General features: G+C 71.2%; 27 protein-coding genes. 16 read left to right on the plus strand and 11 right to left on the minus strand.

Annotated elements, in window-relative coordinates:
• Positions 1-17: 17 nt before the first annotated feature.
• Both C8N24_RS09235 and C8N24_RS09240 read right to left on the minus strand, forming a co-directional pair.
• Positions 18-353 carry a hypothetical protein gene (locus tag C8N24_RS09235; protein ID WP_121249760.1) on the minus strand — a complete coding sequence of 112 codons (336 nt, stop codon included), beginning with the start codon at positions 351-353 and terminating at the stop codon, positions 18-20.
• 122 nt (positions 354-475) lie between these two features.
• Entirely contained in the window at positions 476-1,867 is a 1,392-nt protein-coding gene (locus tag C8N24_RS09240; protein WP_121249761.1) for a cellulase family glycosylhydrolase, read from the minus strand.
• Between the two features lie 91 nt (positions 1,868-1,958).
• Between C8N24_RS09240 and C8N24_RS09245 the strand changes: the two genes are divergently transcribed.
• Both C8N24_RS09245 and C8N24_RS09250 read left to right on the plus strand, forming a co-directional pair.
• The gene (locus tag C8N24_RS09245) at positions 1,959-2,999 is read left to right on the plus strand and encodes a phosphotransferase family protein (protein ID WP_121249762.1); all 1,041 of its coding nucleotides are present in this window, start codon (positions 1,959-1,961) and stop codon (positions 2,997-2,999) included.
• A gap of 144 nt (positions 3,000-3,143) precedes the next feature.
• Complete coding sequence (locus C8N24_RS09250) at positions 3,144-3,773, plus strand: RNA polymerase sigma factor (protein WP_170178965.1); 630 nt, start codon at positions 3,144-3,146, stop codon at positions 3,771-3,773.
• On the opposite strand, the gene C8N24_RS09255 is transcribed toward C8N24_RS09250, so the two are convergent.
• The 3 genes from C8N24_RS09255 to C8N24_RS09265 are packed head-to-tail and all read right to left on the minus strand — an operon-like array spanning position 3,759 to position 7,146.
• Positions 3,759-5,252, minus strand: a complete 1,494-nt coding sequence (locus C8N24_RS09255) for an aldehyde dehydrogenase family protein (RefSeq protein ID WP_121249764.1) — start codon at positions 5,250-5,252, stop codon at positions 3,759-3,761. The two genes, C8N24_RS09250 and C8N24_RS09255, sit on opposite strands and share 15 nt — an antisense overlap.
• Before the next feature lie 14 nt (positions 5,253-5,266).
• Complete coding sequence (locus tag C8N24_RS09260) at positions 5,267-5,725, minus strand: peptidylprolyl isomerase (protein WP_211339896.1); 459 nt, start codon at positions 5,723-5,725, stop codon at positions 5,267-5,269.
• An 11-nt stretch (positions 5,726-5,736) separates the two neighbouring features.
• Complete coding sequence (locus tag C8N24_RS09265) at positions 5,737-7,146, minus strand: DEAD/DEAH box helicase (protein ID WP_121249765.1); 1,410 nt, start codon at positions 7,144-7,146, stop codon at positions 5,737-5,739.
• Between the two features lie 57 nt (positions 7,147-7,203).
• On the opposite strand from C8N24_RS09265, the gene C8N24_RS09270 reads away from it, so the two are divergent.
• Positions 7,204-8,139, plus strand: a complete 936-nt coding sequence (locus C8N24_RS09270; RefSeq protein ID WP_121249766.1) for a PfkB family carbohydrate kinase — start codon at positions 7,204-7,206, stop codon at positions 8,137-8,139.
• Between the two features lie 42 nt (positions 8,140-8,181).
• Here the strand turns inward: C8N24_RS09270 and C8N24_RS09275 are convergent, their stop codons facing one another.
• Together C8N24_RS09275 and C8N24_RS09280 are read right to left on the minus strand one after the other, a co-directional pair.
• Entirely contained in the window at positions 8,182-8,853 is a 672-nt protein-coding gene (locus C8N24_RS09275; protein WP_121249767.1) for a ferritin-like domain-containing protein, read from the minus strand.
• Between the two features lie 12 nt (positions 8,854-8,865).
• Positions 8,866-9,540 (minus strand): ferritin-like domain-containing protein, encoded by a 675-nt coding sequence (locus tag C8N24_RS09280; RefSeq protein ID WP_121249768.1) that lies wholly within the window; start codon positions 9,538-9,540, stop codon positions 8,866-8,868.
• A gap of 95 nt (positions 9,541-9,635) precedes the next feature.
• Between C8N24_RS09280 and C8N24_RS09285 the strand changes: the two genes are divergently transcribed.
• The 7 genes from C8N24_RS09285 (at position 9,636) to C8N24_RS09315 (ending at position 13,984) form a co-directional block, all read left to right on the plus strand.
• Positions 9,636-9,896 (plus strand): hypothetical protein, encoded by a 261-nt coding sequence (locus tag C8N24_RS09285; RefSeq protein ID WP_147447715.1) that lies wholly within the window; start codon positions 9,636-9,638, stop codon positions 9,894-9,896.
• A 42-nt stretch (positions 9,897-9,938) separates the two neighbouring features.
• On the plus strand, positions 9,939-10,175 hold the full coding sequence (locus C8N24_RS09290; protein WP_121249770.1) for a hypothetical protein: 237 nt from the start codon (positions 9,939-9,941) through the stop codon (positions 10,173-10,175).
• A 104-nt stretch (positions 10,176-10,279) separates the two neighbouring features.
• Positions 10,280-11,572 carry a citrate synthase gene (locus tag C8N24_RS09295; RefSeq protein ID WP_245971801.1) on the plus strand — a complete coding sequence of 431 codons (1,293 nt, stop codon included), beginning with the start codon at positions 10,280-10,282 and terminating at the stop codon, positions 11,570-11,572.
• Positions 11,573-11,633: 61 nt separating this feature from the next.
• Positions 11,634-12,158: a GNAT family N-acetyltransferase gene (locus C8N24_RS09300; protein WP_170178966.1), complete on the plus strand. Its 525-nt coding sequence runs from the start codon at positions 11,634-11,636 to the stop codon at positions 12,156-12,158.
• Between the two features lie 2 nt (positions 12,159-12,160).
• Positions 12,161-13,258 carry a GAF domain-containing protein gene (locus tag C8N24_RS09305; RefSeq protein ID WP_121249772.1) on the plus strand — a complete coding sequence of 366 codons (1,098 nt, stop codon included), beginning with the start codon at positions 12,161-12,163 and terminating at the stop codon, positions 13,256-13,258.
• Between the two features lie 4 nt (positions 13,259-13,262).
• A complete protein-coding gene (locus tag C8N24_RS09310) occupies positions 13,263-13,673 on the plus strand; it encodes a hypothetical protein (RefSeq protein ID WP_121249773.1) in 411 nt (136 codons plus the stop codon).
• A gap of 11 nt (positions 13,674-13,684) precedes the next feature.
• On the plus strand, positions 13,685-13,984 hold the full coding sequence (locus C8N24_RS09315; RefSeq protein ID WP_147447716.1) for a hypothetical protein: 300 nt from the start codon (positions 13,685-13,687) through the stop codon (positions 13,982-13,984).
• Here the strand turns inward: C8N24_RS09315 and C8N24_RS33805 are convergent.
• On the minus strand, positions 13,960-14,616 hold the full coding sequence (locus C8N24_RS33805) for a M48 family metallopeptidase (RefSeq protein ID WP_170178967.1): 657 nt from the start codon (positions 14,614-14,616) through the stop codon (positions 13,960-13,962). The genes C8N24_RS09315 and C8N24_RS33805 overlap by 25 nt on opposite strands.
• Before the next feature lie 45 nt (positions 14,617-14,661).
• Here C8N24_RS33805 and C8N24_RS33810 point away from each other — a divergent pair, with 45 nt between their 5' ends.
• Both C8N24_RS33810 and C8N24_RS09325 read left to right on the plus strand, forming a co-directional pair.
• A complete protein-coding gene (locus C8N24_RS33810) occupies positions 14,662-14,958 on the plus strand; it encodes a hypothetical protein (RefSeq protein WP_170178968.1) in 297 nt (98 codons plus the stop codon).
• A gap of 45 nt (positions 14,959-15,003) precedes the next feature.
• Complete coding sequence (locus C8N24_RS09325) at positions 15,004-16,338, plus strand: sensor domain-containing diguanylate cyclase (RefSeq protein WP_121249776.1); 1,335 nt, start codon at positions 15,004-15,006, stop codon at positions 16,336-16,338.
• Here the strand turns inward: C8N24_RS09325 and metF are convergent.
• Both metF and C8N24_RS09335 read right to left on the minus strand, forming a co-directional pair.
• Complete coding sequence (metF, locus tag C8N24_RS09330) at positions 16,335-17,243, minus strand: methylenetetrahydrofolate reductase [NAD(P)H] (RefSeq protein ID WP_121253074.1); 909 nt, start codon at positions 17,241-17,243, stop codon at positions 16,335-16,337. The genes C8N24_RS09325 and metF overlap by 4 nt on opposite strands.
• A 10-nt stretch (positions 17,244-17,253) precedes the next feature.
• Positions 17,254-18,237 carry an MBL fold metallo-hydrolase gene (locus tag C8N24_RS09335; protein WP_121253077.1) on the minus strand — a complete coding sequence of 328 codons (984 nt, stop codon included), beginning with the start codon at positions 18,235-18,237 and terminating at the stop codon, positions 17,254-17,256.
• 24 nt (positions 18,238-18,261) lie between these two features.
• On the opposite strand from C8N24_RS09335, the gene C8N24_RS09340 reads away from it, so the two are divergent.
• From C8N24_RS09340 to C8N24_RS09350, 3 genes are all read left to right on the plus strand, one after another.
• A complete protein-coding gene (locus tag C8N24_RS09340) occupies positions 18,262-18,603 on the plus strand; it encodes a hypothetical protein (RefSeq protein WP_121249777.1) in 342 nt (113 codons plus the stop codon).
• A complete protein-coding gene (locus tag C8N24_RS09345; RefSeq protein WP_245971802.1) occupies positions 18,600-19,682 on the plus strand; it encodes an aminopeptidase in 1,083 nt (360 codons plus the stop codon). The genes C8N24_RS09340 and C8N24_RS09345 overlap by 4 nt, the downstream gene beginning before the upstream one ends.
• A 1,162-nt stretch (positions 19,683-20,844) precedes the next feature.
• Entirely contained in the window at positions 20,845-22,680 is a 1,836-nt protein-coding gene (locus C8N24_RS09350) for an FG-GAP-like repeat-containing protein (protein WP_121249778.1), read from the plus strand.
• Here the strand turns inward: C8N24_RS09350 and C8N24_RS09355 are convergent.
• Positions 22,677-23,669: a YihY/virulence factor BrkB family protein gene (locus C8N24_RS09355; protein WP_121249779.1), complete on the minus strand. Its 993-nt coding sequence runs from the start codon at positions 23,667-23,669 to the stop codon at positions 22,677-22,679. The genes C8N24_RS09350 and C8N24_RS09355 overlap by 4 nt on opposite strands.
• Before the next feature lie 61 nt (positions 23,670-23,730).
• Between C8N24_RS09355 and pyk the strand changes: the two genes are divergently transcribed.
• Entirely contained in the window at positions 23,731-25,143 is a 1,413-nt protein-coding gene (pyk, locus tag C8N24_RS09360; protein WP_170178969.1) for a pyruvate kinase, read from the plus strand.
• Position 25,144: the final 1 nt, after the last annotated feature.

Consider the following 25,144-nt stretch of genomic DNA (forward strand, 5'->3'; position numbering starts at 1 on the left):
CTACGGCGCAAGAGTACTCAGGCGGCCGCGTAAAGGGCCGTCGCGGGCTCCTCGAAGCGCCAGTGGCTCCGGGCGCGGTAGGGATCCTCGGCCGAGTGGCGGCCGTCGGTCAGCGCCGGCGAGTCCTCGACCTGCCAGCGCGCGAACGGCGTGCGCAGGCTGAACCCGTCGATCCAGAGATCCTCGACCGCGAGCATGCGCTTGCCGCCGAACGTGCGGTCCAGCCGCACGATGACCATCTCGACGTCACCGCCGTCGAAGGGGTAGGTGTCCACGACCTCCCCGATCGGGACGCCGGTCCCGTCGCTGACCTGCTGACCCAGAACGCTCCATCGGCTCCAACGCTTCCGCATGGGAGAGGTATCGGAGCGTTCCGGGCTCAGGCGTACCCGGTCGAGACCCCAGAAGATCCGCGAAGCGATCTTCAAGCGATCGCGCATGGCGCCGGCGAAGCCGGCTGCCGCGTTCGATCGCCCTAATACCCACGGACCGACGGCCCCGTGTAGGTCGTGCCGTCGGGCGCGGTCCACTTGACGCGGTAGTGCTGGCCCTTCTTGTTGCGCGGCGTCTTGAGCGCGTACACGCCCGAGGCGGTCGTGTCGATCGTCTTGAGCACGCGCCAGGTCTTGTAGCCCGTGACGCGGCGCTCGATCGTCACCTTGCTCACGTCGCGCTGCGGACGCACGAGCCCCCAGAGCACGTCCTGGGTGCCGTAGGGCTCGACCGCCAGCGGCAGCCGGAAGCCGTTGTAGGCCGGCTTCTCCTTGCCGTCGGCGTCGCGCAGGCCGCTCTCGAAGCCGCCGTACTTGTAGCCGCTCGAGCGCGGCGGGTCGTCGCTCATCAGGTACTGCGAGAAGGCGGCGACGCGCGGGTTGACGTAGGCGATGTGCTCGGAGACGGCCAGGTACGCGGCCTGGCGCTCGAGCGAGACCCCACTGATCTTGTCGGGCTCGGTCTGGATGCCGAACTCGGTCAGGTGCACCGGGAGGCCCTTGGGCAGCGCGCCCGCCTTCGCGGCCTTGTCGATCGCGGTGACCAGGCGCGGCAGCACGCCGATCGTGACGTCGTCGGCCTTCGGCGGCACCCAGCGCGGGCCGGCGGACGTGGTGTACGCGTGGTGCGCGTACCCACCGGCGTCGAGCTTCGCGCACGCCTTCGCGCGCTTGTACTTGGAGTCCAGGCACAGCATCCCGCGCAGGAAGGCCAGCGGCGCGACGATGTTCGAGTTCCCGCGCGGCGACGTCTCCGCGATCAGGAGCGTGTCCCGCGCGTTGGACGGCGTCGAGCGGATCCCCTTGTACGCCGCCTGGTAGAGCCGGCGGTACAGCTTCGGCGAGTACGCCTTGCCCTTCTTGAACTGCGGGCGCAGGAACTGCGGCTGGTTGGGCTCGTTCCAGACCGACCACATGTTCACCGACTCGCCGTAGCGGCGGCCCATCGCGGTCGCGAACGCGCCGAACTCGGCGGGCAGCGGCTCCGTGTACGTGTCCTTCTTGCTCTTGGTCGCCCACCGCGGCACCGGGCCGGTCAGCGTCAGCGTGACGTCGATCCCGCGTTCCTTGGCCGCCGCGACGAGCCCGTCCAGGTTGTCCCACTTGTCGGCGGGGTACGCCGCCGGGTCGGACGCGTCGAAGCCGGCGGGCTTCGTCTTGCTCTCCGGGTCGGGCGCGTAGTCGCGCCAGTACACGAGCTGACGCACGCGCTTGACGCCGAAGGACTGGATCTGGTCGAGCGTCTCGGCACGCGTCGAGGCCGACAGCAGCTCGCGCGGCGCCTCGAAGGTGACGGTCTGGCGCGCGGACGCGCCGGCGGTGGGGGCCCACGCGGCGAGCGCGATGAGCGGAAGGATCAGCAGGAGTCGTCTCATCAAGAAGGGGGAGCGCCGGCCGTAAGGGGGAACGCCGGCACGATCTGCAACCCGCGGTAGATAACGAGGTTGCGGTTTACGCTGCATAAGCGTGACCGCCATCGTTGATACCCCGGAAGAGGGTGAAGCACTCGACCAACCGCCGCTGCTGGTGCTGCGGCCGCTCGAGCGCTTCTTCGACGAGCAAGGCCTCGGGGAGGGCAAGATCACTGCGGAGCCGGTCGGAGATGGCCACTCCAACGTGACGTACTTGGTGCGCAGACATGGCGGAGTTTGGGTGCTGCGCCGCCCGCCGCGGCCCCCACTGCCGCCGTCGGCGCACGACGTGCTGCGCGAGGCGCGGCTGCTGCGCGCGCTCGCCACGACGACCGTGCGTGTGCCGAAGGTGCTCGCCACGTGCGACGACGAGCGCGTGATCGGCGCGCCGTTCTACGTGATGGAGCGCGTCGAGGGCACGGTCATCAACACGACGCTGCCCGACGGCCTCACGCCCACCCGCGCCGGCGACGAGCTGATCGACGCGCTGGTCGAGGTCCACGCCACCGACTGGCAGGCCTGTGGACTGGAGGGCTTCGGCAAGCCGACGGGCTACCTCGCGCGCCAGGTGCGCCGCTTCACCGGGCTGTGGGAGCACAACGCGACGCGGCGGATCCCCGCGCTCGACGAGGTGACGGCGTGGCTCGGAGCGAACCTCCCGGAGTCCGGGCCGGCCACGATCGTCCACGGCGACTACCGCCTCGGGAACGTGATGTTCACGGGCGACCGGCTGAGCGCGATCTTCGACTGGGAGCTCGCGACGATCGGCGATCCGCTGGCCGACGTCGGCTACCTGCTCGCGACCTGGGCGCAAGCGGGGGACCCGGAAAGCACGATCGCCTCTTTGACCACCGTCACACGACAGCCCGGCTTCCCCACCCGCGACGACCTCGTGGCCCGCTACGAGGAGCGCTCCGGACGGTCCATGCAGGCCCTCGCCTGGTACACGACGCTGGCCCTGTGGAAGTCCGCGATCTTCCTGGAAGGCAGCTATAAGCGGCGCCTCGCCGGCACCACCGAGGATGCCTTCTTCGACCGCCTGAAGGAGGGCGTGCCGGAGATCGCCGAGCGGGCTCGCGCCACCGCCCTCGGTTGAGCTGGCCAGGCGTCCAGTGGACGCATGTTCGTCTTTCGCTCGCCCGTCCGCGGTGGGACATTCTGCGTCCACCGTCAAGGATGGCGGCGGAAATTTCGGACAAGGGCAAGGTTGCTCATCATCCAGGGAACGGGAGATGTCGCGATGCGCCGTGCGGCGGATCGCTTGGAGGCGACGGCGGCGCGCACGGGTTACCGGCGCCGTCGTCACCTCGACCATCCGCTCCACGCGGAAGCGCTCGTCGCCGCCGCCACCGAGCGGGCCCGTGACGGCGAGGATGACGCGCTCCGCCTGATCTACCTGCTGTACGCCGACAACGTGTTCGGCTACGTCCTCGCGATCGTGCGCGACGAGCACGACGCCGAGGACATCACCAGCGAGGTCTTCGCCCGCCTGCCGCGGGCGCTCACCCATTACCGGGCGGGCGCCACCCCCTTCGCGGCATGGCTGTTGCGGGTGGCCCGGAACGCTGCGCTCGACCACCTTCGAGCGCAGCGCTCGGTGCCTCTCGCGGAGGTCCACGCCACCGGCGCCGTCGCCGAGTCGCAGGCCGGCGAGCGCCTGGAGGCGCTCAAGGCCGCGCTGGCCGCGCTCCCGGAGGACCAGCGGCACGTGATGCTGCTGCGGCTCGTCGCCGGGCACACGCCAGCGGAGGTCGCCGAGCAGCTCGGCCGCTCGGTCGACGCCGTCCACGCGCTCCAGCACCGCGCCCGCCGGCGACTGCGCGAGGAGCTCACGCAGTCCGGCTTCGCCCCGACCTCAGCGGCGGCGTGAGCCGTAGAACAGCTTGACGCCGCGTGAGATCAGGTTCGTGACCCGTGCGTTGTAGGGGAAGAAGTGCACTTCGCGTCTGAGCGGCAGGCGGTAGGTCATGATCGCCTGCTGGCGCGTGTACTTCTTCAGGCCGGCCGGGCCGTGGCGCACGCCCAGGCCCGACGCCTTCCAGCCGCCCATCGGCAGTTCGAGCGCGAGGTAGTTGACCGCGGCGTCGTTGATGCAGACGGCACCCGCCTCGACGCGGCGGGCGAGCCGCTGGCCCTTCGCGAGGTCCTTGGTGAAGACCGCCGCACCGAGTCCGTACGGGGAGTCGTTGGCCTGGCGGATCGCCTCGTCCGCGTCCTTGACGCGCATGATCGGCAGGGTCGGGCCGAACGTCTCCTCGCGCATCGCGGTCATCGAGTGGTCGGCGTCGGCGATGATCGTGGGCTCGAAGAACCGGCCGGGGCCGGGCCCGCGATGGCCGCCGACGAGCACCCGCGCGCCCGCGTCCCGCGCCTGCTGGACGTGCTGCTCGACGATCTCCATCTGCGGTGGGAACGTCATCGCGCCCACGTCCACCGAGCCCGCACCGTCGGGTGGGCCCTGGCGCAGGGCCTTGGCCTTCTCCGTGACCTTGGCCACGAAGTCGTCGTAGACCGGAGCCTCGACGTAGACGCGCTCGATCGAGATGCACGTCTGGCCGCCGTTCTGCATCGAGTAGTAGACCGCCGCGTTGGCGGCCCGCTCGAGGTCCGCGTCGGCGAGGACGATCATGGGGTCCTTGCCGCCGAGCTCCAGCGAGACGGGCGTGAGGGTCTGGGCGGCGCGCTCCATGACCTTTCGTCCAGTGCGCGTGGAGCCCGTGAACATCACCATGTCGACGTGGTCGATCAGGACAGCCCCGGTCTCCCCGGTACCGACCGCGACCTGGAAGACCCCTTCAGGAAGGCCCGCCTCATGCAGCCCGCGCTGGAACAAGAGGGACGTCAGCGGCGTCACCTCGGATGGCTTGACGACGACGGCGTTCCCCGCGGCGAGCGCTGGGATGGCGTCCCCGACCGAGTTGACGAGGGGGTAGTTCCACGGCCCGATCACCCCGACGACGCCGACGGGCCGGTAGCGGACGACCATGGACCGGCCGAGGACGAACGGGTTGGTCGTCCGCACTCGTTCATCCGCAAGCCATTTCGGCGCTTTGCGCGGCCAAAACCCGAGGGCGTTGGCGCCGTAGGCGACCTCCACGAGCATCGCGTCCTCGCGCGCCTTGCCCGTCTCGGCCACGATCGTGTCCGCGATCTCGTCAGCGTGCTCGACCAGCCACTGCTGCGCCCGCTTTAGGATCCGCCCGCGCCCCGCGTAGCCCAGGGCCTCCCAGGCCGGCTGCGCCGCGCGGGCGCGCTCGACGACCGCGGCCACGTCCTCGGGGGACGTGACCGGCACCTCGCGGATGGTGGCGCCGGTCGCGGGGTTCTCGACTGCGATCGTCTCGGCCATGCGGCCGAGAGTACCTACTCCGTGATCGTCAGCTTCTCGATCTTCGCGTCTTCGCGCGGCTTGTCGCGGCCGTCGGTCGGCAGGGCCTCGAGCTTGTCGACGATGTCCATGCCGCCCGTGACCTGGCCGAAGTTCGTGTGCTTGCCGTCGAGCCACGGGGTGGCGTCGAGCGTGACGATGAAGAACTGCGAGCCGTTCGTGTTCGGGCCGGCGTTGGCCATCGCGAGCGAGCCGCGGACCAGCTTGTGCTGGTTGATCTCGTCCTCGAACGTGTAGCCCGGGCCGCCGGTGCCGGTGCCCTGCGGGCAGCCGCCCTGGATCATGAAGTCCTTGATGATCCGGTGGAACGAGAGCCCGTCGTAGAAGCCCTTCGCGGCCAGATCCTTGAAGTTCTGCACGGTCTTGGGAGCGTCCTCGTCGAACAGCTCGATCGTGATGTCGCCCAGGTTCGTGGACATCGTCGCGACGGACATATCGGTCTCCTCTAGTTTCGGATCGGTTCGAGCGCGACCTCGCGGCCACGGATCGAGACGACCTCCGGCGCGGAGCCGGCGGGCACCTCGACGAGCGCGAAGCGCTCGAGGATGCGCACGTTGCGGATCGCCTCGCCGTCCAGGCCGCTGGCCGTGAGGCCGGCGATCAGGTCGGCGGCCTCGATGCCGTCGTGGCGCCCGGCGGTGGCGATCAGCTTCGTGTACACGGCGGCGTTGTCGGCCACTTCGGCGTCGCGCGGCTTCGTGTGGCGGCGCGGGCGCGGCTCGGACGCGGGCGTCGGCGCGACGCGCGCGCCCTCTGTCCAGGCCGCGATCTTCGTCGACGCGTGGTTCTCGATCGCCTCGAGCTCACGCCGCTGGCGCGGCTCGACGAACGTGATCGCGCGGCCCGAGCGGCCGACACGGCCCGTGCGGCCGATCCGGTGCACGTAGACGTCCGGGGACGTCGGCACGTCGAAGTTGACCACGTGCGTGACGGTCGAGATGTCCAGGCCGCGGGCGGCGACGTCGGTGGCGACGAGGATCGGCACGCGGCCGCTCTTGAAGGCGATCATCACGCCGTCGCGCGAGCCCTGGCTCATGTCGCCGTGCAGCGCGCGCACGTTCATGCCGCGGTTCTTGAGCGTCTGGAACAGCTGCTCCGTGCGGATCTTGGTGCGCGCGAAGACGATCGCCTGGTCGGGCTTCTCGGACTCGAGGACCCGCGCGAGCGCGTCCGTCTTCTCCTGCGGCTTGGTCTCCAGGTAGAACTGCTCGACCGTGTCGATCGTCAGCGTCGCGGCCTTGACCTTGACGAGCACCGGGTCGTACAGGTGGCGCTCGGCCAGGCGGCGGATCTCGTTCGGCATCGTCGCGCTGAACAGCGCGGTCTGGCGGCTGCCGGGCGCGAGGCTGAGGATCTTCTCGACGTCCTCGAGGAAGCCGAGGTCGAGCATCTCGTCGGCCTCGTCGAGCACGATGTAGCGCGCGGAGTGCAGGACGAGCGAGTGGCGGCTGATCAGGTCCAGCACGCGGCCGACGGTGCCCACGACGACCTGCCCGCCGGCACGCAGCTGCGCCTGCTGGGTGCGGATCGGCGCGCCGCCGAACACGGCCACGGGGTCGATCCCCTTCTTGGCGCCGTACGCCCGCAGGGCCTGCGTGACCTGGATGCAGAGCTCACGCGTCGGCGTGAGCACGATGGCCTGGACCTCGTTGTCGTCAGGGTCCACGGACTCCATCAGCGGGAGCCCGAACGCCGCCGTCTTGCCGGTGCCGGTCTGCGCCTGGCCGATCACGTCCCGCCCTTCGAGCAACGGGGGGATGGCCTGCTCCTGGATGGGGCTCGGGTTCTCGTACCCGACGTCTTGGAGGGCCTGGAGGATCGGCTCGGACAGCCCGAGCTCGGCAAAAGTCGTCATTCCGACCGTGCAGGCTAGAAGATGCGGCCGTGCGGCACGTCTACCCTCATGCGCCTTATGTCGCTCACCGTAGTCGGATCCATCGCCTTTGACGCCGTCGAGACCGAGTCGGGCAAGCGCGACCGCCTGCTGGGCGGCGCCGCCGTGCACTTCTCGCTCGCGTCCTCGTTCCTCGCCGAGACCCGCGTCGTCGGTCCTGTCGGCGACGACTTCACCGAGGAGGAGTACTCCGTCCTGCACAACCGCGGCGTCATCACCGACGACGTGGAGCACGTCCCCGGCGGCAAGACGTTCTTCTGGGCGGGCCGCTACGAGCGCGACGTCAACATCCGCCACACGCTGCAGACGGACCTCAACGTCTTCGAGACGTTCGAGCCCAAGCTCTCGCAGGCTTCCCAGGACGCCGACGTCCTGTTCCTCGCGAACATCCAGCCCGACCTGCAGCGCGCGGTGCGCGAGCAGTGCACGGGCGCGCGCTTCGTCGCGCTGGACACCATGAACCTCTGGATCGACATCGCGCGCGACTCGCTCGTGAAGACGATCGCCGGCGTCGACTGCCTGATCGTCAACGACGGCGAGGCCAAGCAGCTCACCGACGAGCCGAACCTGGTCCGCGCGGCGCAGAACATCATGGAGATGGGCCCGCGGGTCGTCGTGATCAAGTTCGGCGAGTACGGCGCGAACATGTACACGAAGGACGGCGTGTTCGGGATTCCCGCGTACCCGACCGCCGACGTCGTCGACCCCACGGGCGCGGGCGACACGTTCGCCGGCGGCTTCGTGGGCTACGTCGCCGCGCACGCGGACGAGGAGATCACGGACGAGCTGCTGCGCCGCGCGATGGCGTACGGCACGGCGCTGGCCTCGTTCAACGTCGAGGCCTTCGGCACCGAGCGCATGCAGACGCTCACGGCCGACGAGGTCAACGAGCGCGTCGCCGAGCTGCAGCGGGTGACGGTGTTCGACGCGTCACCCGTGCCGCTCCGCAGCTAGTAATCCACCGGGGGGCTGCCGCCCCCCGCGGACCCCCCGCCTTCAGCCTTTGATGAACCCGGTGCCCGCGACGGCGCTGAGGACCTGCTTCTCGGTCTTCGGCTCGTCCACCACGGCGGGCGCCGGCTTCTGATTGGCGATCAGCCGGATCCAGGACGCGTGCCGGGCCTCGACCGAGTGGATCGAGAGCGCGGCCTTTACGACCGGGCGCTGGAAGATGTTCGGGCCCTGGCCGGCGTACGCGGCCACGCCCGTGTCCTCCAGGATCTGCGCGGTGGCCACGAACTTCGCCTCGTTCGTGATCGCGTCGCCGAAGTCGAACGTCGGCTTCTTGACGGCGGCGCTGCCGAGCACGGCCTGCAGCAGGCGCACGTGCGCGCCCTCATGGCCGGCGACCACCAGCGCGAAGTTCTTCACCTGCCACATCTGCAGCGCGTTCGCGGTGACGGCCTGGTTGTAGAACTCGGCCTCGAGGTACTCGAGCGTCAGCGCGTAGTTGAGGATCTTGACGTCGTTGGCCTTCGACGGCTTGGACGAGATGGCGGCGGCTGCCGGCGACAGCAGGCCGTCGAACATCGTCCCGGCGGCCACCAGGCCGGCGGTCGCGATGCCCGTGCGCTTGAAGAAGTCCGCGCGCGTGGCGCCCGCGGCCTCGGCGGTCTCTTGGATCGCGCCGCTCTGGTCGAGCGCGGCGAGGTTCAGAAGGGAAGTCATCGGCAGCCTCCTCTAGGACTGGATGAAGCCGGTGTCGGCCACGGCGGACAGGACGGTCGCCTCGCGCTTGGGCGAGTCGGTGATCCCGGGCGCCGGCGAGTCGGCGTTCAGGAAGCGGATCCAGGCGGCGTGGCGGGCCTCGACGGAGTGGATGCCGAGCGCGGCCACGACGACCGCCTTCTGCGAGATGTTCGGACCCTGACCGGCGTACGCGGCCACGCCCGTGTCCTCGAGGACCTGGGCGGTCGCCATGAAGGTCTTCTCGTCGGTGAGCGCGGCGGAGAAGTCGAACGACGGCTTCTTGACCGCCGCCTTGCCGAGCACGCTCTTAAGCAGCTTCACGTGGTCGGCCTCGTGCTTGGCCACCGTCGTCGTGAAGTCCTTGAGCCACGCGTTGGCGCCGGCGATGAAGCTCGTGGCCAACGCCGCCTTGTAGAACTCGGCCTCGAGGTACTCGAGCGTGAGCGCGTAGTTGAGGATCTTGACGTCGTTCTTGGCGGACTTCTTGGTGGAGATCGCCGCGGCGGCGGGCGAGAGCAGGCTGTTGAACATCGCGCCCGCGGCGGTGAAGCCGACCGTCGCGATGCCCGCGCGCTTGATCAGATCCGCGCGTGTGGCTCCTGCGTCTTCCGCCGTCTCGAGGATCGCGCCGTCGCGATCCAGCACTTCGAGGTTCAAGGCGTTCATGGGATGGAAGCGCACCGCGGGCGGATGCGGATCACCACGTTGGCGCGCAAGCTACATCCGGCGGCGTAGCATTCGTCGCAGCGATGGGTTGGACGATGCTCTACCTCTTCGTGTTCCTGAAGCTGCCGATCGTCGCCGCTTGCTACATCCTGTGGTGGGCGGTCAAGCAGACCACGGACACCGACGACGTCACCAATGACGGCGGCGCCCCCGTCCCGCGGCGGCCGCACCCGCGCCGGCCGCGTCGTCCGCGCCCGCCGCGCCGTGGCGGGCCCGGCTGTGGAGAGCGCCTGGCGCCCCCGCCGCGTGTCCGGTCGGTGACGGCCGTCGGCCGCGCGCGCACGCCGCACCACTAGCCCTTCCGCGCGCTCGGGCGCACATGCGGTAGCTTCCCGCGCGTGCTCGCGTCCCTCGTGCTGTTCGCCCAGGAGACACTCCACGTGGAGGAGGAAGTCTCCAAGACGCCCTTCTACATCGCCGCGAGCGCGCTCGTGGCGTTCGCGCTGCTGCTCTCGGCGGTCGGCATCGCCCGCCACGAGACGTTCCCGCCCTCTCGCGCGGTCGCGCGCGGGCTCTCGTTCGTGATGCTCATCCTCGTGGCGGCGGCGGCGTACACCGCCGTCATCACCGGGTAAAGACGCCCGAGCGGGCCACCCCGCCACAATGGGGGGTCAGAGACTTAACCCTCCCTCCAAGAGGAGCTGCAGTGGGAACCGAGGAGCAGACTGAAACCGGTGGCGTGGCGACGGCGAATGACACGCTGACGATCACGGACAATCGCACCGGGAAGACGTACGAGGTCCCGGTCGAGGATGGAACCATCCGCGCGACCGCGTTACGCGACATCAAGGTCAACGAGAGCGATTTCGGGGTCATGTCCTACGACCCCGCGTTCATGAACACCGCCTCGTGTCGCTCGGCCGTCACCTACCTGGACGGCGAGAACGGCGTCCTGGAGTACCGCGGTTATCCGATCGAGCAGCTCGCCGAGCACTCCACGTACCTCGAGGTGGCTTATCTCCTCGTACACGGGGAGCTGCCGAACGCGAAGCAGCTCGACGAGTGGACGAACAAGATCACGACGCACACGTTCGTGCACGAGAACGTCAAGAGCTTCATCCAGGGCTTCCGCTACGACGCGCACCCGATGGGCATGCTGCTCGCGTCGGTCGGCGCGCTCTCGACGTTCTATCCGGACGCGAACCAGATCAAGGACCCGGAGATCCGCTACCTGCAGATCATCCGCCTGATCGCCAAGATGCCGACGCTGGCGGCGTTCGCCTACCGCCACAACATGGGCCAGCCGTACGTCTATCCGGACAACGACCTGCGCTACCCCGGCAACTTCCTCTCGATGCTGTTCAAGATGAGCGAGCTCAAGTACGAGCCCGATCCTCGTCTGGAGCGCGCGCTCGACATCCTCTTCATCCTGCACGCCGACCACGAGCAGAACTGCTCGACGAGCGCGGTGCGCGCGGTCGGCTCCTCGCAGGTGGATCCGTACTCCGCCGTGGCCGCCGGCATCGCGGCGCTCTACGGCCCGCTGCACGGCGGCGCCAACGAGCAGGTCCTGCGCATGCTGCGCCGGATCGAGCGCAAGGAGAACGTGCCGGACTTCATCGCCGGCGTGAAGGAGGGCAAGGAGCGCCTGATGGGCTTCGGGCACCGGGTCTACAAGAACTACGACCCGCGCGCGAAGATCATCAAGAAGGCGTGCGACGACGTCTTCGAGGTCACGGGTGTCAACCCGCTTCTCGAGATCGCCATGGAGCTCGAGAAGATCGCGCTCGAGGACGAGTACTTCGTCAAGCGCAAGCTGTACCCCAACGTCGACTTCTACTCGGGCCTGATCTACGAGGCGCTGCACATGCCGGTCGGCATGTTCACCGTCCTGTTCGCGATCCCGCGCACGAGCGGCTGGATCTCCCAGTGGCTCGAGATGATCGACGACAAGGAGCAGAAGATCGCCCGCCCGCGCCAGATCTACACCGGCGAGCGCAACCGGGATTACATCCCGCTCGACAAGCGTTAAGGCACGTACGGCGGTTAGCCCCACTTGACGGGAGGAGGGGCTGAGTTGTTTGATGCAACTCATGCTCCTCACCCTCCCCACCGGCACGACGGTCCGCCTCCGGCCGATCGAGCCCGAGGACAAGCGGCTGCTCTCCCTCGGCCTGAAGACACTCAGCCCGGAGACCGCGATGCGGCGCTTCCTCACGCTCAAGACGTCCTTCAGCGCGTCTGAGCTGCGCTACCTGACCGAGGTCGACCAGGTCGACCACATCGCGCTGGTGGCCGTCGACGCGCTTCTCGGATCGCTGATCGGCGTCGCCCGCTGCGTGCGCGTGTCGCCCGACACGGCCGAGCTCGCGGTCGTGATCGGCGATCCATGGCAGCGGATGGGGCTCGGCCGGCGGCTGATAGACGAGCTGGCGGAGCGCGCGGCGGCGCACGGGATCGAGCGCTTCAGCGGCACGATGTTGGCGACGAATCGCGGCGCGGTGCGGTTGATGCGCGGCTTCGGGACGCACGTGGAGCGCGACTTGATCGCCGACGGCGTACGTGAGATCGTCGTCCAGCTGCCCTTAAGCACGCGGGTGCTCACGCCGATGCACTGACCGTGAGGTCTGTCACCGCGCTGCTCGTCGACGTCCCCGCGAGCCATGCCGCGTTGATCTCCCGGACGGGAGCGGTCCAGCGTGCCGTGCCGGTGCACGGCGAGGAAGCCTTCAACGCGGCGCTCGCGCGGCGTGGCTGGGACGCCGTCCTGTACGGCGGCGACGGCGTGAACGCGGTTCCGAGCCAGAAGGCGCTCGCGCTCGTGCGGCTCGCCGACCCGCACCTGCCGTTCATCTCCGTGTCGCCGCTCGGCGAGGGCACGCTGCCCCACGGCGTGCCGCGCGTGTCCACCCTCAACCAGCTCGGCGCGGTGCTCCAGCGCGAGCTCGAGCAGGCGCGCATGCGCCGCCGCGTGGGCGGCGCGCACCGGCTGCTCGGCGCGCAGCAGGCGATCGGCGACCACCTGGCGGCCGGGCTCGAGCCGGCGGTGCTGTGCGAGCGCGTGCTCGCGACGCTCGGGGAGTCGCTCGGCTGGGCCGCGGGCGCCGTCTGGCGCGCGGACGGCGCGCGGCTGGCGTGCGCGACCACCTGGCACGCCGCGAGCTCACGCGCGAGCATCGCCGCGCTGATGAACACCACGCGGGACCGCTCGTTCGCGGCCGGGCAGGGCTTGGCCGGCCGCGTCTGGGGGTTCCGGCGTCCGATCTGGAGCGGCGCGTCCGACGAGGCGCTGCGGGCCGGCCTGGTAACCGCCGCCGCCTTCCCGATCACGTCCGACGAGCAGTGCGTCGGCGTCATCGAGCTGTACGCGACCGACGCCCGCGAGCCGAACGCGGAGGTCTCGGCGCTGTTCGCCACGATCGGCGCGCAGCTCGGCTCCTACCTGGCCCGGCGCCGCAAGCGCGCCCGGGCGCGGCGCGCGTTCGACGGCGCGGCCGCGCTGATCGTCGCCCTGGACGCGGACGACCGGGTCGAGATCGCCAACGGCACCGCCTGCGCCGCGCTCGGCCGGTCCGAGCACGAGCTGCTCGGCCGCCCGCTGCCCGACACGCCGTTCATCGCGTGGCGCTGGTCGCCGAGCCACGACGACGACGGCGCGTGCGTCGGCAAGGTCGGCTGGGGCGAGCCCGTCCGCTTGGTCGCCGCCTCACTACGCTAGGCCCATGTACCGCTTCGCGTCGGTCGTGGCCGCCACCGCTCTGCTTGCGCTCTCGGCGTGCGGCTCCGACGAGGCCACGACGCCGGCCACCGGCGGTGGGAGCGACGAGCTCGCGAACTTCGTCGTCACCGTCGACGCCGACGGGGACGGCGGCGAGGCCGCGAAGGAGCTGCAGGTCACCTGCAAGGCGCCGACGGACGGCGACGCGTGCGGCGCCGCCGCGGGCGTGTCCGCGGCCGACCTCGCCGAGCCCAAGGGCGACGTCGCGTGCACGCAGATGTTCGGCGGCCCGGAGACCGCGACGATCAAGGGCACGCTGCGCGGCGAGCCCGTGGACGCACGCTTCTCGCGGACCGACGGGTGCGAGATCGCCCGCTGGGACAAGGTCAAGCCGCTGCTCGACCAGGTGCAGTGAAGGGCTACCGCGTGACCGTGCGGCGTGGGCCGCAGGTGTCGCATGAGGACTACGAGACCCTCAACCAGGCGCTCGCCGCGGTCGAGCGCGAGGCGCGCGGCGACCTCCAGGCCGTGAACGCGCTCGGGCGCACGTACGAGCCGGAGGAGCTGGTGGCGGCGCGCATCGAGCTCAAGGGCGCCGGGCAGCGCGCGGGCGTCGACGTCCGCGGCGACGGGTCGCTCGTCGCCTGGACGGGCCGGATCCGCCGCACGCCGCTCGAGGGCGACGCGCTGCAGGCGCTGCGTCAGAGCGTCAGCGTCGAGCCGTAGCGCTTCAGCCACGCGGAGTGCTCGCGCCAGCGCGGCGAGCGCGACGCGAGCAGGCGCCAGAAGCGCGGCGAGTGGTCCATCACCTCGAGGTGGGCGACCTCGTGCTCGACGACGTAGTCGAGGATCTCCGGCGGCGCGAGCAGCAGCCGCCAGTTGAAGGACATCCCGCCCGAGGACGAGCAGGACGCCCAGCGCGTCTTCTGCCCGCGGATCGTCAGGCCGGTGTAGGTCGAGCCGGCCCGCGCGCAGGCCGCGTCCAGCCGCGGCGCCACCTCGAGCTTGGCCTGGCGCCGGTACCAGCGCTCGATCGCCGCGCGCGCGTCGCCGGTGTCCGGGATCAGCAGCCGGTCCCCGCTGCGGTGCACGCGCGTGCGCCCGCGCTCGGGAACCAGCGTCAGCGTCTCGCCCAGGTACGGCACCGTTCCCGGCGCGCGGCCGATCTCCAGCTGCGCGGCGGCGACCGCGCGCCGGCGGCGCTCGATCCACGGCGCGAGCTCCTTCACCGCCTGCTCGGCGTGCCGCTCGGGCGACCGGCGGGGGAGCACGACCTCGATCTCGCCGTTGTTGTCCACGCTGACCCGGATGCGACGCGCGCGGTCGCTACGACGGATGCGGTACGGCTGCGCGGACACGGCGGGAAGAGCGTAGAGGCGGGCTCGGCGTACTCTCTCACGCTCATGGCCGAGACACGAGTCCGTCTGCCCGCCGGCGTGCGCGAGCCGTTCAGCGTCTACCTGAATGGGGTGCGTCAGGAGCTGGGGCGCGATTACCGCGTGTCCGACGGCGAGCTCGTCTTCACCAAGGAGCTGGTGAAGGAGGGCAACCTGGGATTTTGGCGATGGTTCTTGGGCGCTTGGGGTATTGGGACCTACAAGCGCAATGATCAGGTCGACGTGACCTGGGACGTGGATGGTCAGCCACGAGTTGCGCATGCCCTGAACATCGAGCCCAGTGCTCCAGAAACCGGCCCCTGAGATGCCCCTCATGCTGCCTGCAGGTGCCGCCGATGACGTCTTCGGATGGCCCGCTACGACAAGCCCGACACCCGCGTACACGACGCGCTGAGGCGCATCGGCCCGCTGCCCGTGCTGAGCGGGACGGTGTCCCGGATCCGCACGCTGGCCAACGATCCCGACGGGACGACGACCGACCTCGTGCAGGTCATCGAGTCCGACGAGGCGTTCAGCGCGAACCTCCTGCGCTACGCGAACTCCGCCGCGAACGCCCGGCCGATCCGGGCGCGCACGATCCGCCAGGCGGTGACGCTGCTCGGCCGCCGCGCGCTCGTGCGGATCGCGCTCGAGGCTGAGACCTACCGCTTCCTGGAGCGCTTCCCGGGCGGCGCGCACCTGAGCCGCGGGCAGCTGCACGTGCACGCGGTGACCGTCGCCGGATACGCCTCGACCACCGCTGACCTGCGCGGCGCGCACACCGACACCGCGCACCTGGCCGGGCTGCTGCACGACGTCGGCAAGCTGTTGATGCCGGCGGCGTTCGGGGTCCAGCCGCTGGAGGACATCGCGGCCGAGGCGCCGTTCGGCTCCCCCCGCGCGCAGCTCGAGCGCAAGCTCCTCGGGCTCGACCACGCCCAGGCCGGCGCGCTGCTCGTCGGGCTGAGCGAGCCCGCCGACGACGTCACGCGCGCGATCGCCTATCACCACGGCGGCCCGACCGGCCTCGCCGTGCCGTCGGACGAGACGGCCTGCGTGGTCGTCGCCGACGTGCTGGCGCACATGGTCACCGGCGGCGACCCGGACCGCGAGCTGCTCGCGATCGCCCTCGACCGGCTGGGCGCGACGCCGGACCTGCTCGACGAGGTGGCCGAGAAGGCCGGCGTGATCGCCCCGGCGGGCGCCGCCGGGGACCTCGCCTCCGCCGTCGGCCGCCTGGAGGCCGCCGCCCATACCGACGACCTGACCGGCTTGCACAACCGCCGCAGCTGGATCGACACGGTCCGGCGCGAGCTCGAGGCCGGCACCGGGGGCGCGCTGCTGCTGTGCGACGTCGACGGCTTCAAGACCGTCAACGACGCCCACGGACACCGCGCCGGCGACCTCGTCCTGACCGAGGTCGCCCGCGTCCTCGCCCGCCACGGCGTCGCCGGCCGCCTCGGTGGCGACGAGTTCGGCCTCTGGGTCCGCGAGGGCGAGTCCGCCGGCCGTCAGACGGCCGAGGCGATCATGCAGGAGGTCTCCAACACCCTGCCGGTCGAGCTCGTGACGGGCGCGAGCCCGCTCGGCATCACCGTCGGCCTGGCGCAGACGCCCGGGGACGGCGCCGAGGTCATGGACCTGCTCGAGGCCGCCGACCGCGAGCTCTACGCCGCCCGCCCCGGCGGCCGCCGCGCCGGCTAGGCGCTGACGGCCTTCCGCCACGGCGCCAGGCAGCGCAGGGCGGAGAGGATCGCGCGCGTCGAGGGCGAGCGGTTGAGCGTGTAGAAGTGGATGCCGGGCGCGCCGTTGGCCAGCAGGTCGGCGCACTGCATCGTCGCGTAGGCGACGCCGAAGTCGGCGACCGCGTCGGGCTGGTCCGAGCGCAGCTCGAGCTCGCGCAGCAGGCCGGGCGGGATCGTGGCGCCGCACATCTCCGTGAAGCGCTTGACCTGCTTGACGTTGGTGATCGGCATGATGCCCGGGATGATCGGGACGTCGATGCCGGCGTCGCGCGCGCGGGCGACGAAGTCGTAGTAGAGGTCGTTGTCGAAGAACAGCTGCGTGACGAGGAAGCGCGCGCCGGCGTCGACCTTCTCCCGCGTGTAGCGCAGGTCCGACTCGGCCGACTCGGCGGCCAGGTGCACCTCGGGGAAGCACGCCGCTCCGATCGCGAAGTCGTAGTCCGCGCGGATCAGCTCGATCAGCTCGCGGGAGTAGCGCAGGCCGCCGTCGGCCGCGACCCAGTTCTTGGCGTCCACGCCCGCCGGCGGGTCGCCGCGCAGGGCCAGGACGTTCTCGATGCCGGCGTCGCGCATCCGGTCCAGCACGGCGCGCAGCTCGTCGACCGACGCGCCGACGCAGGTGAAGTGCGCCATCGCTTCCAGGCCGTGGGTGGCCTTGATCGAGCTGACGATGTCGATCGTCTTGCCGCGCTCGGCGGGCGTGCCGCCGGCGCCGTAGGTCACCGACACGAACGTCGGCTCGAGACGCGCGAGCTCGTGCAGCGCCGTCTCGAGGTTCGCCTCGCCCTCATCGGTCTTGGGCGGGAAGAACTCGAACGAGAAGGCCGGCTCGGTCCCGCTCGCGATCCGTTCGTCGATGCGCATCGCGCCCATGCTACGAGGCGAGGCGCCAGTGCTCCACGGGATCTCCACCATCATTGAGGATCTCGCCCAACCGTGCCAGGTGCACGAGCCAGGCGCGCGTCAACGTGATCAGCCAGCTCGCCATGTCGGCGTTGAACGTCTCCCCGTAGACGACGCGGGCGACCTCGTAGGCCGACCGCGGACCGTCCGCCAACGCGGCGCGCGTGGCCTGCAATTTGCTCTCGACCTCGACGCGGTTGGCGTCGATGTGGGCCTGGATGTCCGTGAACGGGCGGGCGTGACCGGCGAGCGCGAGGCGGGCGTCGAGGCCCTCCACGACCGTGAGGGACTCGAGGAACTCGCCGACGGGGTCGGGCGTGTAGCCGACGTCGAAGTACTGCGAGACGCGCCCGAGCAGATGATCCCCGGTGAGCAGGACGCGCTGCTCGGGCTGGTGCAGGCACACGTGCGAGGGCGCGTGGCCGGGTGTCTCGACCACCTGCCAGACGCCCGCGTCGGTCTCGAACGTCACCCCGGGGACGAGGTCCTTGTCGCTGTAGAGCTCGCCCGCCTGGCCGGTGCCCATCCCGCGCCGGGCGTCCGCCCACTGGCGCAGCGGCCCCTCCGGCACGCCGCTGAGCAGCGCGATGTCGATCGACTCGTCCAGGTCCTCGTGCGCGTGCAGCGCCCACCTGGGGTGCATCCACACCTCGCAGCCGGCGCGCTTGGCCAGCGGCGGCGCCTGGCCGCAGTGGTCGATGTGGGCGTGGGTGACGACGATCAGCTGGATGTCCGACACGCGGTGGCCCGTCCGGTCGAGCGCCTGCTCGAGATGGGCCATCGTCCCGCGGTCGTGCATGCCGGTGTCGACCAGCACGATGCCGCTGCCGGCCTTCAGGGCCCAGGCGTTCACATGGGGGACGCCAGGGAGGTCGAGGGGGAGCCGCAGCCGCCACACGCCGGGCAGCACGCGCTCGCCCCGGCCCACCTCGCGTGGTCGGGTCGGCTTGCGCACGCCCAGCACGCTACCGTCGTCGCGATGGCGAAGAAGGAACGCCTGAAGGCGCCCGAGTTCGAGTACCGCTCCGACGACGGCACGACGCTCGTCCTGCGGGGCTCGATGACGCCCGCCACGCGGCTCCAGTACGCCGAGGTCGCCGGCGGGAACATCCTCTCGCGCGAGGACGCCTGGCAGCGCTCGGTGGAGTTCCTGTTCGAGCGGCTCGCCGTGCGCTGGGAGGTGGCGGACACGCCGCCGATCCGCAAGCAGAAGGAGCTGCTCGCGCGCTACCGCTTCGCCTCCCAGGCGGAGCGCGTCTGGATCCGCGGCGTGCTGCGCGAGCACCTGGCCGAGCACTTCCCGGAGATGACCGCACCGTGATCGACGACGTCCGCTTCGCGCGGCTGCTGACCGACTACTGCCTCGACGTGCAGCCCGGCCAGCAGGTGCTGGTCGAGTCCTCGACCTTGGCCGCGCCGCTGCTGCTCGAGCTCCAGCGCGAGATCCTCGAGCGTGACGCGTGGCCGCTCATCCGCGCGTCCCTGCCCGGGCAGGCCGAGGGCTTCTGGCGCGCCGCGGGCGACCGGCACCTGGACGGCTTCCCGTCCTCCGAGCTCGCGGAGGCGGAAGCGATCGACGCCTCGCTGCGCATCCAGGCCACCGAGAACGCGAACGCGCTCGCGGGCGTCGACCCGACGCGGCTGTCCCGCGCGCAGCGTGCCCGGTCGCCGCTGCGCGAGGTCGTCCTGGCCCGCCGCTGGGCGATCACGCTCTACCCGACCGCCGCCGCCGCGCAGCAGGCCGGCATGGGCACGCGCGAGTTCGCGGACTTCGTCACCCGCGCCCTGTTCCTGGACCGCGAGGACCCCGCCGCCGCGTGGGGCGAGCTGCGCACGTTCCAGGCGGGGTTGATCGAGCGGCTCGCGCCCAAGCGCGAGATCCACATCCAGGCCGAGGGCACGAACCTGCGGCTCACCGTCGACGGACGCACGTGGATCAACTCCGACGGCAAGCGCAACATGCCGTCGGGCGAGGTCTTCACCGGCCCGCACGAGACCTCCGCCGAGGGCGTCATCCGCTTCACGATCCCGACCTCGCCGCGCGGCGTGGTCGTCGAGGACGTGACGCTGGAGTTCCGGCAGGGCCGCGTGGTCAGCGCCAAGGCCGAGCGCGGCGACGCGTACCTGCAGGCCACGCTCGACACCGACGAGGGCGCCCGCTATCTGGGCGAGCTCGGCATCGGCACCAACTTCGGCATCGACCGCCCGATCGGCGCGATCCTCTTCGACGAGAAGATCGGCGGCACCGTGCACCTCGCGGTCGGCCGCTCCTATCCCGAGACCGGTGGCACCAACGAGTCGGTCGTGCATTGGGACATGATTTGCGACCTGCGCCAGGGCGGCACGCTCAGCGCCGACGGCGAGGTCATCCTGCGCGACGGCCGCTTCACGTCGTCGTGAGCACGAACGCGAGCGCGTCACCCCGCGGGTAGCCGAGGCGCGGTTCGCGGGCCCGAACCGCAACGCGGCCAGCGCGTAGCCGCGCGCGGCCTCTCGGTCGTGCCGCGCGAGGGCGCGGAGGCCCGCAGACCGCACTCGGCGCGAGCCGCTCTGGGCCATGGCGCGAAAGCGGTCGACGTCGCGAGCGTCGCCGACCTCCGCCAGCCCGAGGAGCTTGAGGTCATCGGCCGGGACGCGCGTCAGGTACACGTCGCGCGCGTCGACGGCACGTACGCGGGCCCAGTCGCGCGCGGCCCGTCGCAGGGTGGCGCTGCGCGCCGTGAGCGCGGGCACGATCGCGGTCGCCCCGTCGAGGGCGACCAGCACGGCGAGGGCGCGCGCGGCGATCCAGCCGACGCGGTCCTCAAGCAGTATCTCGGCGAGGGCGCGGCGCTCGTCCTCCGGGCGGAGCTCCAGCGCGCGCGCCGCGATCGCACGGACCAGCACGTCATCGTCCTCGGCCGCTCGCCTCAGGTCCGCCGGAGTGCGGCCGTCGCGGGCGAGGAGGCGGCGCCAGGCCGAGCGGCGCAGGTCGGCGCGCGTGGTCGTCAGCGTGCGCAGGTCGTCGTCGGTCAGGCGCTCGTCGAGCAGCGCCCGCAGCCGGTCACCGCGCGTCCACTCGTCCGCGATCCACTCGACGAGCGGAAGGGCCGCCAGGAGCAGGTCGCGGTCGCACGTGCGCAGGCGCGGGAACGCCGCCGAGCGGATCTCCGCCACCCAGTCGGCGCAGCGCAGCACGAGCGCCCGCGTCGTGAACGGCGTCAGCCGCACCGCCCGCATCGCCGCCTCGCGGACGTGGCCGCTCGGCGAGAAGAGCTGCAGCGTGTCCCGGAGCGCGCCGGGAGGCATCCGCGCGACGCCGCCCCACGGCAGGCCGGAGCGGGCCCGCTGGTCGAAGCGCACGAGCTCGCCGGCCGGCAGGGCGTCCAGCTCGGCCAGCAGAAGCGCTTCATCGCGGGCATCGCCGGTCAGGTGGGAGGAGACGCGATCGATCAGCTCGTCGGCGGGCATGCGCCTCCATCATCGCGTCGGCCCCGCCCGTCCCCCACCTCCGCGAACGGTTCGAGTCCTCGACATCCATTCGACGGACGCACCGGTCCACTCTCAGTAGGCTGGCCGCTCAGTGCTCGCTCATCGGCTCGTCTTCAGCCTTGTCGTCCTGACCGCCCTTGCCGCGTCGCCCACGGTCGCGAACGCCGCGGTGCAGGTCTTCACGCCCCGGACCGTCCCTGCGGGCAAGGTCGCCGTCGCGCGTGTCGAAGCCGGCCCCGGCCAGAAGGTCTGCAGCCTGACCGCGCGCAGTGGCAAGACCGTCCAAGGACCGTTCCGCGCTGCGGCCAAGCCCGTGGCGACGTTCACCTGGCAGGTCCCGAGCCTCGCCCGCAACGCCTCCTGGACGCTGTCAGCCCGTTGCGCGAAGCGCGCGAACGGGCTGGCGAGGGCCAAGGCCGGGCAGGCCAAGGTGTCCGTCGCGGCGACCAGGTCCGGCGGTGTGCTCCGGCTGCTCGTGCCCGGCTCCGTGCGCACCGTCAGCTCGCGCATGGCCGACTTCGAGCCGTCCCCGGGCGGCCTCGACTGCGCCGCGCCGTGGAACGGCTACCGCAGCGGGATCGACCAGACGGGCTACTGCACGGGCTACGACGTCTGGTACGCGTCCAAGCGGCTCGGCCACCCGGCGACGTTCGGCCTCGGCGCCAACGCGGCGAGCTGGATGAAGCTCGCGCCGAGCCGCGGCCTCACCGTCCGCACGACGCCCGGGCCGGGGACGATCGCCTGGTGGCGGGGTACCTCCAGCGAGGCGTCGCACGTGGCGGTCGTCGAGAGCGTCGGCGCGGGGTCGATCACGGTCGCGGAGATGAACCGCAAGCGCTGGAACGTCGCCTCCACCCGGACCATCCGGCTCGGGACGAAGGCCGCCCCGGACCGGTATCTGGCGCTGCCCACGGGCGTGAACATCGACAACGGCGGCGTCTCGTTCCCGGTGACGCCCGGCCCGCTGCCGGTGATCCAGCCCGTTCCGCCCCGCGGCGGCTCCCGCACGGTCGAGATCATCAGCACGACGCAGTCGCCGATCAGCCGGCTCACGACGCTGTTCACGCTGGGTTACGGGGCGGACAACGTGTTCCGAGCGACGCCGCTCGCCACTGCGGACAACGTGCTCGGGATCGCCGGCGACGTGGACGGCGACGGTCGCGCGGAGCTGGTGTCGCTCAAGCCGTGGCCGCCGTCCAGCGGGACGTTCCAGTACGTCGTCGCGCGCCCGGGCGCCGACGGCCGGGTCACGGTCACGACCGCTCCCGCGCCCGAGCGCCCGAGCGCCACCGCCGTGCTCGACGTCAACGGCGACGGCCGGGCCGACATCGTCAGCTTCGAGAGCCAGGGCTACGTGGTGGCGCTGGCCAACGGCGATGGGACGTTCACGCGCGGACCGGCCACCGCGATCCCGGCCCCGGGGTACTTCGGGACGCCGGTCGTGGGCGACTTCACCGGCGACGGTCGCGCCGACCTGCTGCTGAGCATCGACCTGCTGGTCAGCAACGGGGACGGCACGTTCACGCCCCGGCCGGCGTTCGACGGGAACGCGCCGTGGCCCGGGCCGATCGCAGCGGGCGACTTCGACGAGGACGGCAAGGCCGACGCCGTGACGCTCGTCCCGCCCGGCTCGGACAGCACGCCGTCGGGTTACTACCTGAGCCGCTCGAACGGCGACGGCACCTTCGCTCCCGTCGAGCGTTTCGCGGACACGGTGCCGCAGACCCACCAGGTCTGGCCCGGGGATGTCGACGGCGACGGCCACGTGGACCTCGTCGCGGTCGAGCACGTCGCCGAGGCGCGCGAGGTCATCACCCGTTACGTCGCCTACCTCGGCCGCGGCGACGCCACCTTCACCAAGGTCGTGCTGGCCACGGGCCAGCACGTCGGCGCCGCGACCGCGGTCGGGGACTTCGACGGCCGCTAGTCCTTGAGCTTGGTGTCGTCGCGCAGCGGCAGGTAGGGCTCCTTGTCCGGGGGGTGGCCTTCCTGGATGGCCTTGCTGCGCTCCATCTCGGAGTTGAACTCGGCGCCGAGCAGGATGATGATGTTCGAGATCCACAGCCAGGTGAGGAACACGATCACGCCGCCGAGCGAGCCGTAGGTCTTGTTGTAGGAGCTGAAGTTCGCGACGTAGAGGGCGAACAGGGCGCTCGCGGCGATCCACAGGATCACGGCGAGCACGCCACCGGGGGTGATCCACGGGAAGCCGGGCTGCTTGACGTTCGGGCACGCCCAATAGAGCAGCGAGACCATGAAGCTCACGATCACCAGCAGCACGGGCCACTTGGCGATGTTCCAGACGTCGACGAACGTGCCGCCGAGGCCGATCAGGTCGCCGACCTCCTGCGCGACGGGACCGGTGAAGACGATGGCCAGCGAGGTCACGGTCAGCAGGACGAGCATCACGACGGTCACGCCCAGGCGGATCGGGAGCTTCTTCCAGATCGGCCGGCCTTCCGGCACGTCCCACACGTTGTTGGACGCGTCCATGAAGGCGCTGATGTAGCCGGAAGCGGACCAGATCGCGGCGGCGAGGCCGATGATCAGGGCGACCGTCGAGCCGCCCTGGTTCTGCTCGAGGCTCGTGAGGACGTTGGTGAGGATGTCCTTGGCCGGGCCGGGGGCGACCGTGCCCAGCTGGTCGAGCAGCGGCTGCGTGGCGGACGGGCCGATCACGCCCAGCACCGAGACGAGCGCGAGGATCATCGGGAACAGCGACAGCACGCCGAAGTAGGTCAGCGCGGCCGCCCACGTGGTGAGCTGGTCCTCGCTGAACTGCTTGACGGTGCGCTTGAGGATCGCCGGCCAGGACTCCTTCGGAAGATCGGTCGGCTTGTCGTTGTCGTCGCTGGAGTCGCGGCCGAACCGGCCCGACGACGACTGGGGCTTGGACTCGCTTGCTGCTCGGGCCATGGGAGCGGGCTACCCATCGGACACACCCCCGCATTCGCTGCCCGCTAAGTTCCGGGCACCCATGGAGCGCCGCACGAAGATCGTCGCCACGATCGGGCCTGCATCCCGCGATCCCGAGGTCCTCGCCAGGATGGTCGAGGCCGGGATGGATGTGGCCCGCCTGAACTTCTCTCACGGCAGCGCCGACGAGCACGCGGAGACCGCGCGCCTCGTCCGCGAGGCCGCTGGTCGCGCCGGCCGCCAGGTCGCGATCCTGCAGGACCTACCGGGGCCCAAGCTCCGCATCGGCAAGTTGCGTGACGGCGTCGTCGAGTTCAAGCCGGGTGACAAGACGACCTTCGTCTGCGGTCCGGACGTCGGCGAGGGCGACGCGTCGAAGCTGTTCATCACCTACGCCGGCCTCGCCTCGACGGTCGACGCGGACGAGATCATGTACCTCGCCGACGGCTCCGTACGGCTACGGGTGACCGCGGTGCGCGCCGACGCCGGCGAGATCGACGCGACCGTCGAGGTCGGCGGCGCCGTCGCCTCCCGCCAGGGCCTGAACATCCCGGGCGAGACCGCGGCGCTCCCGTCCGTGCCCGAGGAGGACCTCGAGCACGTGCGCACCGGCGAGCGGATCGGCGTGGACATCGTCGCGCTGTCCTTCGTGCGCCGCGCCGAGGACGTCACCGAGCTGCGCAAGCACACCCGCCTGCCGCTCGTGGCCAAGATCGAGAAGCCGCAGGCCGTCACCCGGCTGGAGGAGATCGTCCGCGCCACCGACTGCGTGATGGTCGCCCGCGGCGACCTCGGCATCGAGATGGACATCCAGGACGTCCCGATCGTCCAGAAGCAGATCATCGGCCTGTCCGGCGCGCTCGCCCGCCCGGTGATCACGGCGACCCAGATGCTCGACTCGATGGTCGCCTCCTCGCGCCCCACGCGCGCGGAGGTCACCGACGTCGCCAACGCCATCCTCGACGGCACCGACGCCGTGATGCTCTCCCAGGAGAGCGCGGTCGGCCAGTTCCCGGTCGAGTCCGTGGCCATGCTCGCCTCGGTCGCCCGGCGCACGGAGTCGACGGCGCCCTACCGCGAGTGGAACGAGCGCCGCGTCCGCCGTGACCGGCGCGACCCCGCGTACACGCTTGCGTACACCGCGACCCGCGCCGCGCAGGAGCTGGGCCTGAAGGCGCTGGTGTGCCCGACCCTGTCCGGCCGCAGCGCCCGCTTGATCTCCGCCCACCGGCCGACCGTGCCGATCTACGCGCTCTCCCCGGGCCGCGAGACCGTCCGCCGCTGCGGGCTCATGTGGGGCGTCCAGGCCGCCTCGATGCGGCGCCTGGAAGTCACCGAGGAGCTGATCGCCGCCGCCGCGAAGCGCGTCGTCGAGCTCGGCTGGTGCCAGCCGGGCGACCGCGTCGGCATCACCGCCGGCCTGCCCTCCGGCAAGCCGGGCACGACCTCGCTCCTGCAGATCCAAGAGGTCTGAG

The sequence above is a fragment of the Solirubrobacter pauli genome (assembly GCF_003633755.1).
Classification (GTDB): Bacteria; Actinomycetota; Thermoleophilia; order Solirubrobacterales; family Solirubrobacteraceae; genus Solirubrobacter; species Solirubrobacter pauli.

What these genes read in the sequence shown, in the direction of transcription:
- C8N24_RS09275 (WP_121249767.1), bottom strand. Translation starts at nt 8,853, where the DNA reads ATGACTTCCCTTCTGAACCTCGCCGCGCTCGACCAGAGCGGCGCGATC.
- pyk (WP_170178969.1), top strand. Translation starts at nt 23,731, where the DNA reads ATGGAGCGCCGCACGAAGATCGTCGCCACGATCGGGCCTGCATCCCGC.
- C8N24_RS09310 (WP_121249773.1), top strand. Translation starts at nt 13,263, where the DNA reads ATGTACCGCTTCGCGTCGGTCGTGGCCGCCACCGCTCTGCTTGCGCTC.
- C8N24_RS09235 (WP_121249760.1), bottom strand. Translation starts at nt 353, where the DNA reads ATGCGGAAGCGTTGGAGCCGATGGAGCGTTCTGGGTCAGCAGGTCAGC.
- C8N24_RS09250 (WP_170178965.1), top strand. Translation starts at nt 3,144, where the DNA reads ATGCGCCGTGCGGCGGATCGCTTGGAGGCGACGGCGGCGCGCACGGGT.
- C8N24_RS09355 (WP_121249779.1), bottom strand. Translation starts at nt 23,669, where the DNA reads ATGGCCCGAGCAGCAAGCGAGTCCAAGCCCCAGTCGTCGTCGGGCCGG.
- metF (WP_121253074.1), bottom strand. Translation starts at nt 17,243, where the DNA reads ATGCGCATCGACGAACGGATCGCGAGCGGGACCGAGCCGGCCTTCTCG.
- C8N24_RS09280 (WP_121249768.1), bottom strand. Translation starts at nt 9,540, where the DNA reads ATGAACGCCTTGAACCTCGAAGTGCTGGATCGCGACGGCGCGATCCTC.
- C8N24_RS09240 (WP_121249761.1), bottom strand. Translation starts at nt 1,867, where the DNA reads ATGAGACGACTCCTGCTGATCCTTCCGCTCATCGCGCTCGCCGCGTGG.
- C8N24_RS33810 (WP_170178968.1), top strand. Translation starts at nt 14,662, where the DNA reads ATGGCCGAGACACGAGTCCGTCTGCCCGCCGGCGTGCGCGAGCCGTTC.
- C8N24_RS09255 (WP_121249764.1), bottom strand. Translation starts at nt 5,252, where the DNA reads ATGGCCGAGACGATCGCAGTCGAGAACCCCGCGACCGGCGCCACCATC.
- C8N24_RS09270 (WP_121249766.1), top strand. Translation starts at nt 7,204, where the DNA reads ATGTCGCTCACCGTAGTCGGATCCATCGCCTTTGACGCCGTCGAGACC.
- C8N24_RS09285 (WP_147447715.1), top strand. Translation starts at nt 9,636, where the DNA reads ATGCTCTACCTCTTCGTGTTCCTGAAGCTGCCGATCGTCGCCGCTTGC.
- C8N24_RS09260 (WP_211339896.1), bottom strand. Translation starts at nt 5,725, where the DNA reads ATGTCCGTCGCGACGATGTCCACGAACCTGGGCGACATCACGATCGAG.
- C8N24_RS09340 (WP_121249777.1), top strand. Translation starts at nt 18,262, where the DNA reads ATGGCGAAGAAGGAACGCCTGAAGGCGCCCGAGTTCGAGTACCGCTCC.
- C8N24_RS09325 (WP_121249776.1), top strand. Translation starts at nt 15,004, where the DNA reads ATGGCCCGCTACGACAAGCCCGACACCCGCGTACACGACGCGCTGAGG.
- C8N24_RS09265 (WP_121249765.1), bottom strand. Translation starts at nt 7,146, where the DNA reads ATGACGACTTTTGCCGAGCTCGGGCTGTCCGAGCCGATCCTCCAGGCC.
- C8N24_RS09300 (WP_170178966.1), top strand. Translation starts at nt 11,634, where the DNA reads ATGCTCCTCACCCTCCCCACCGGCACGACGGTCCGCCTCCGGCCGATC.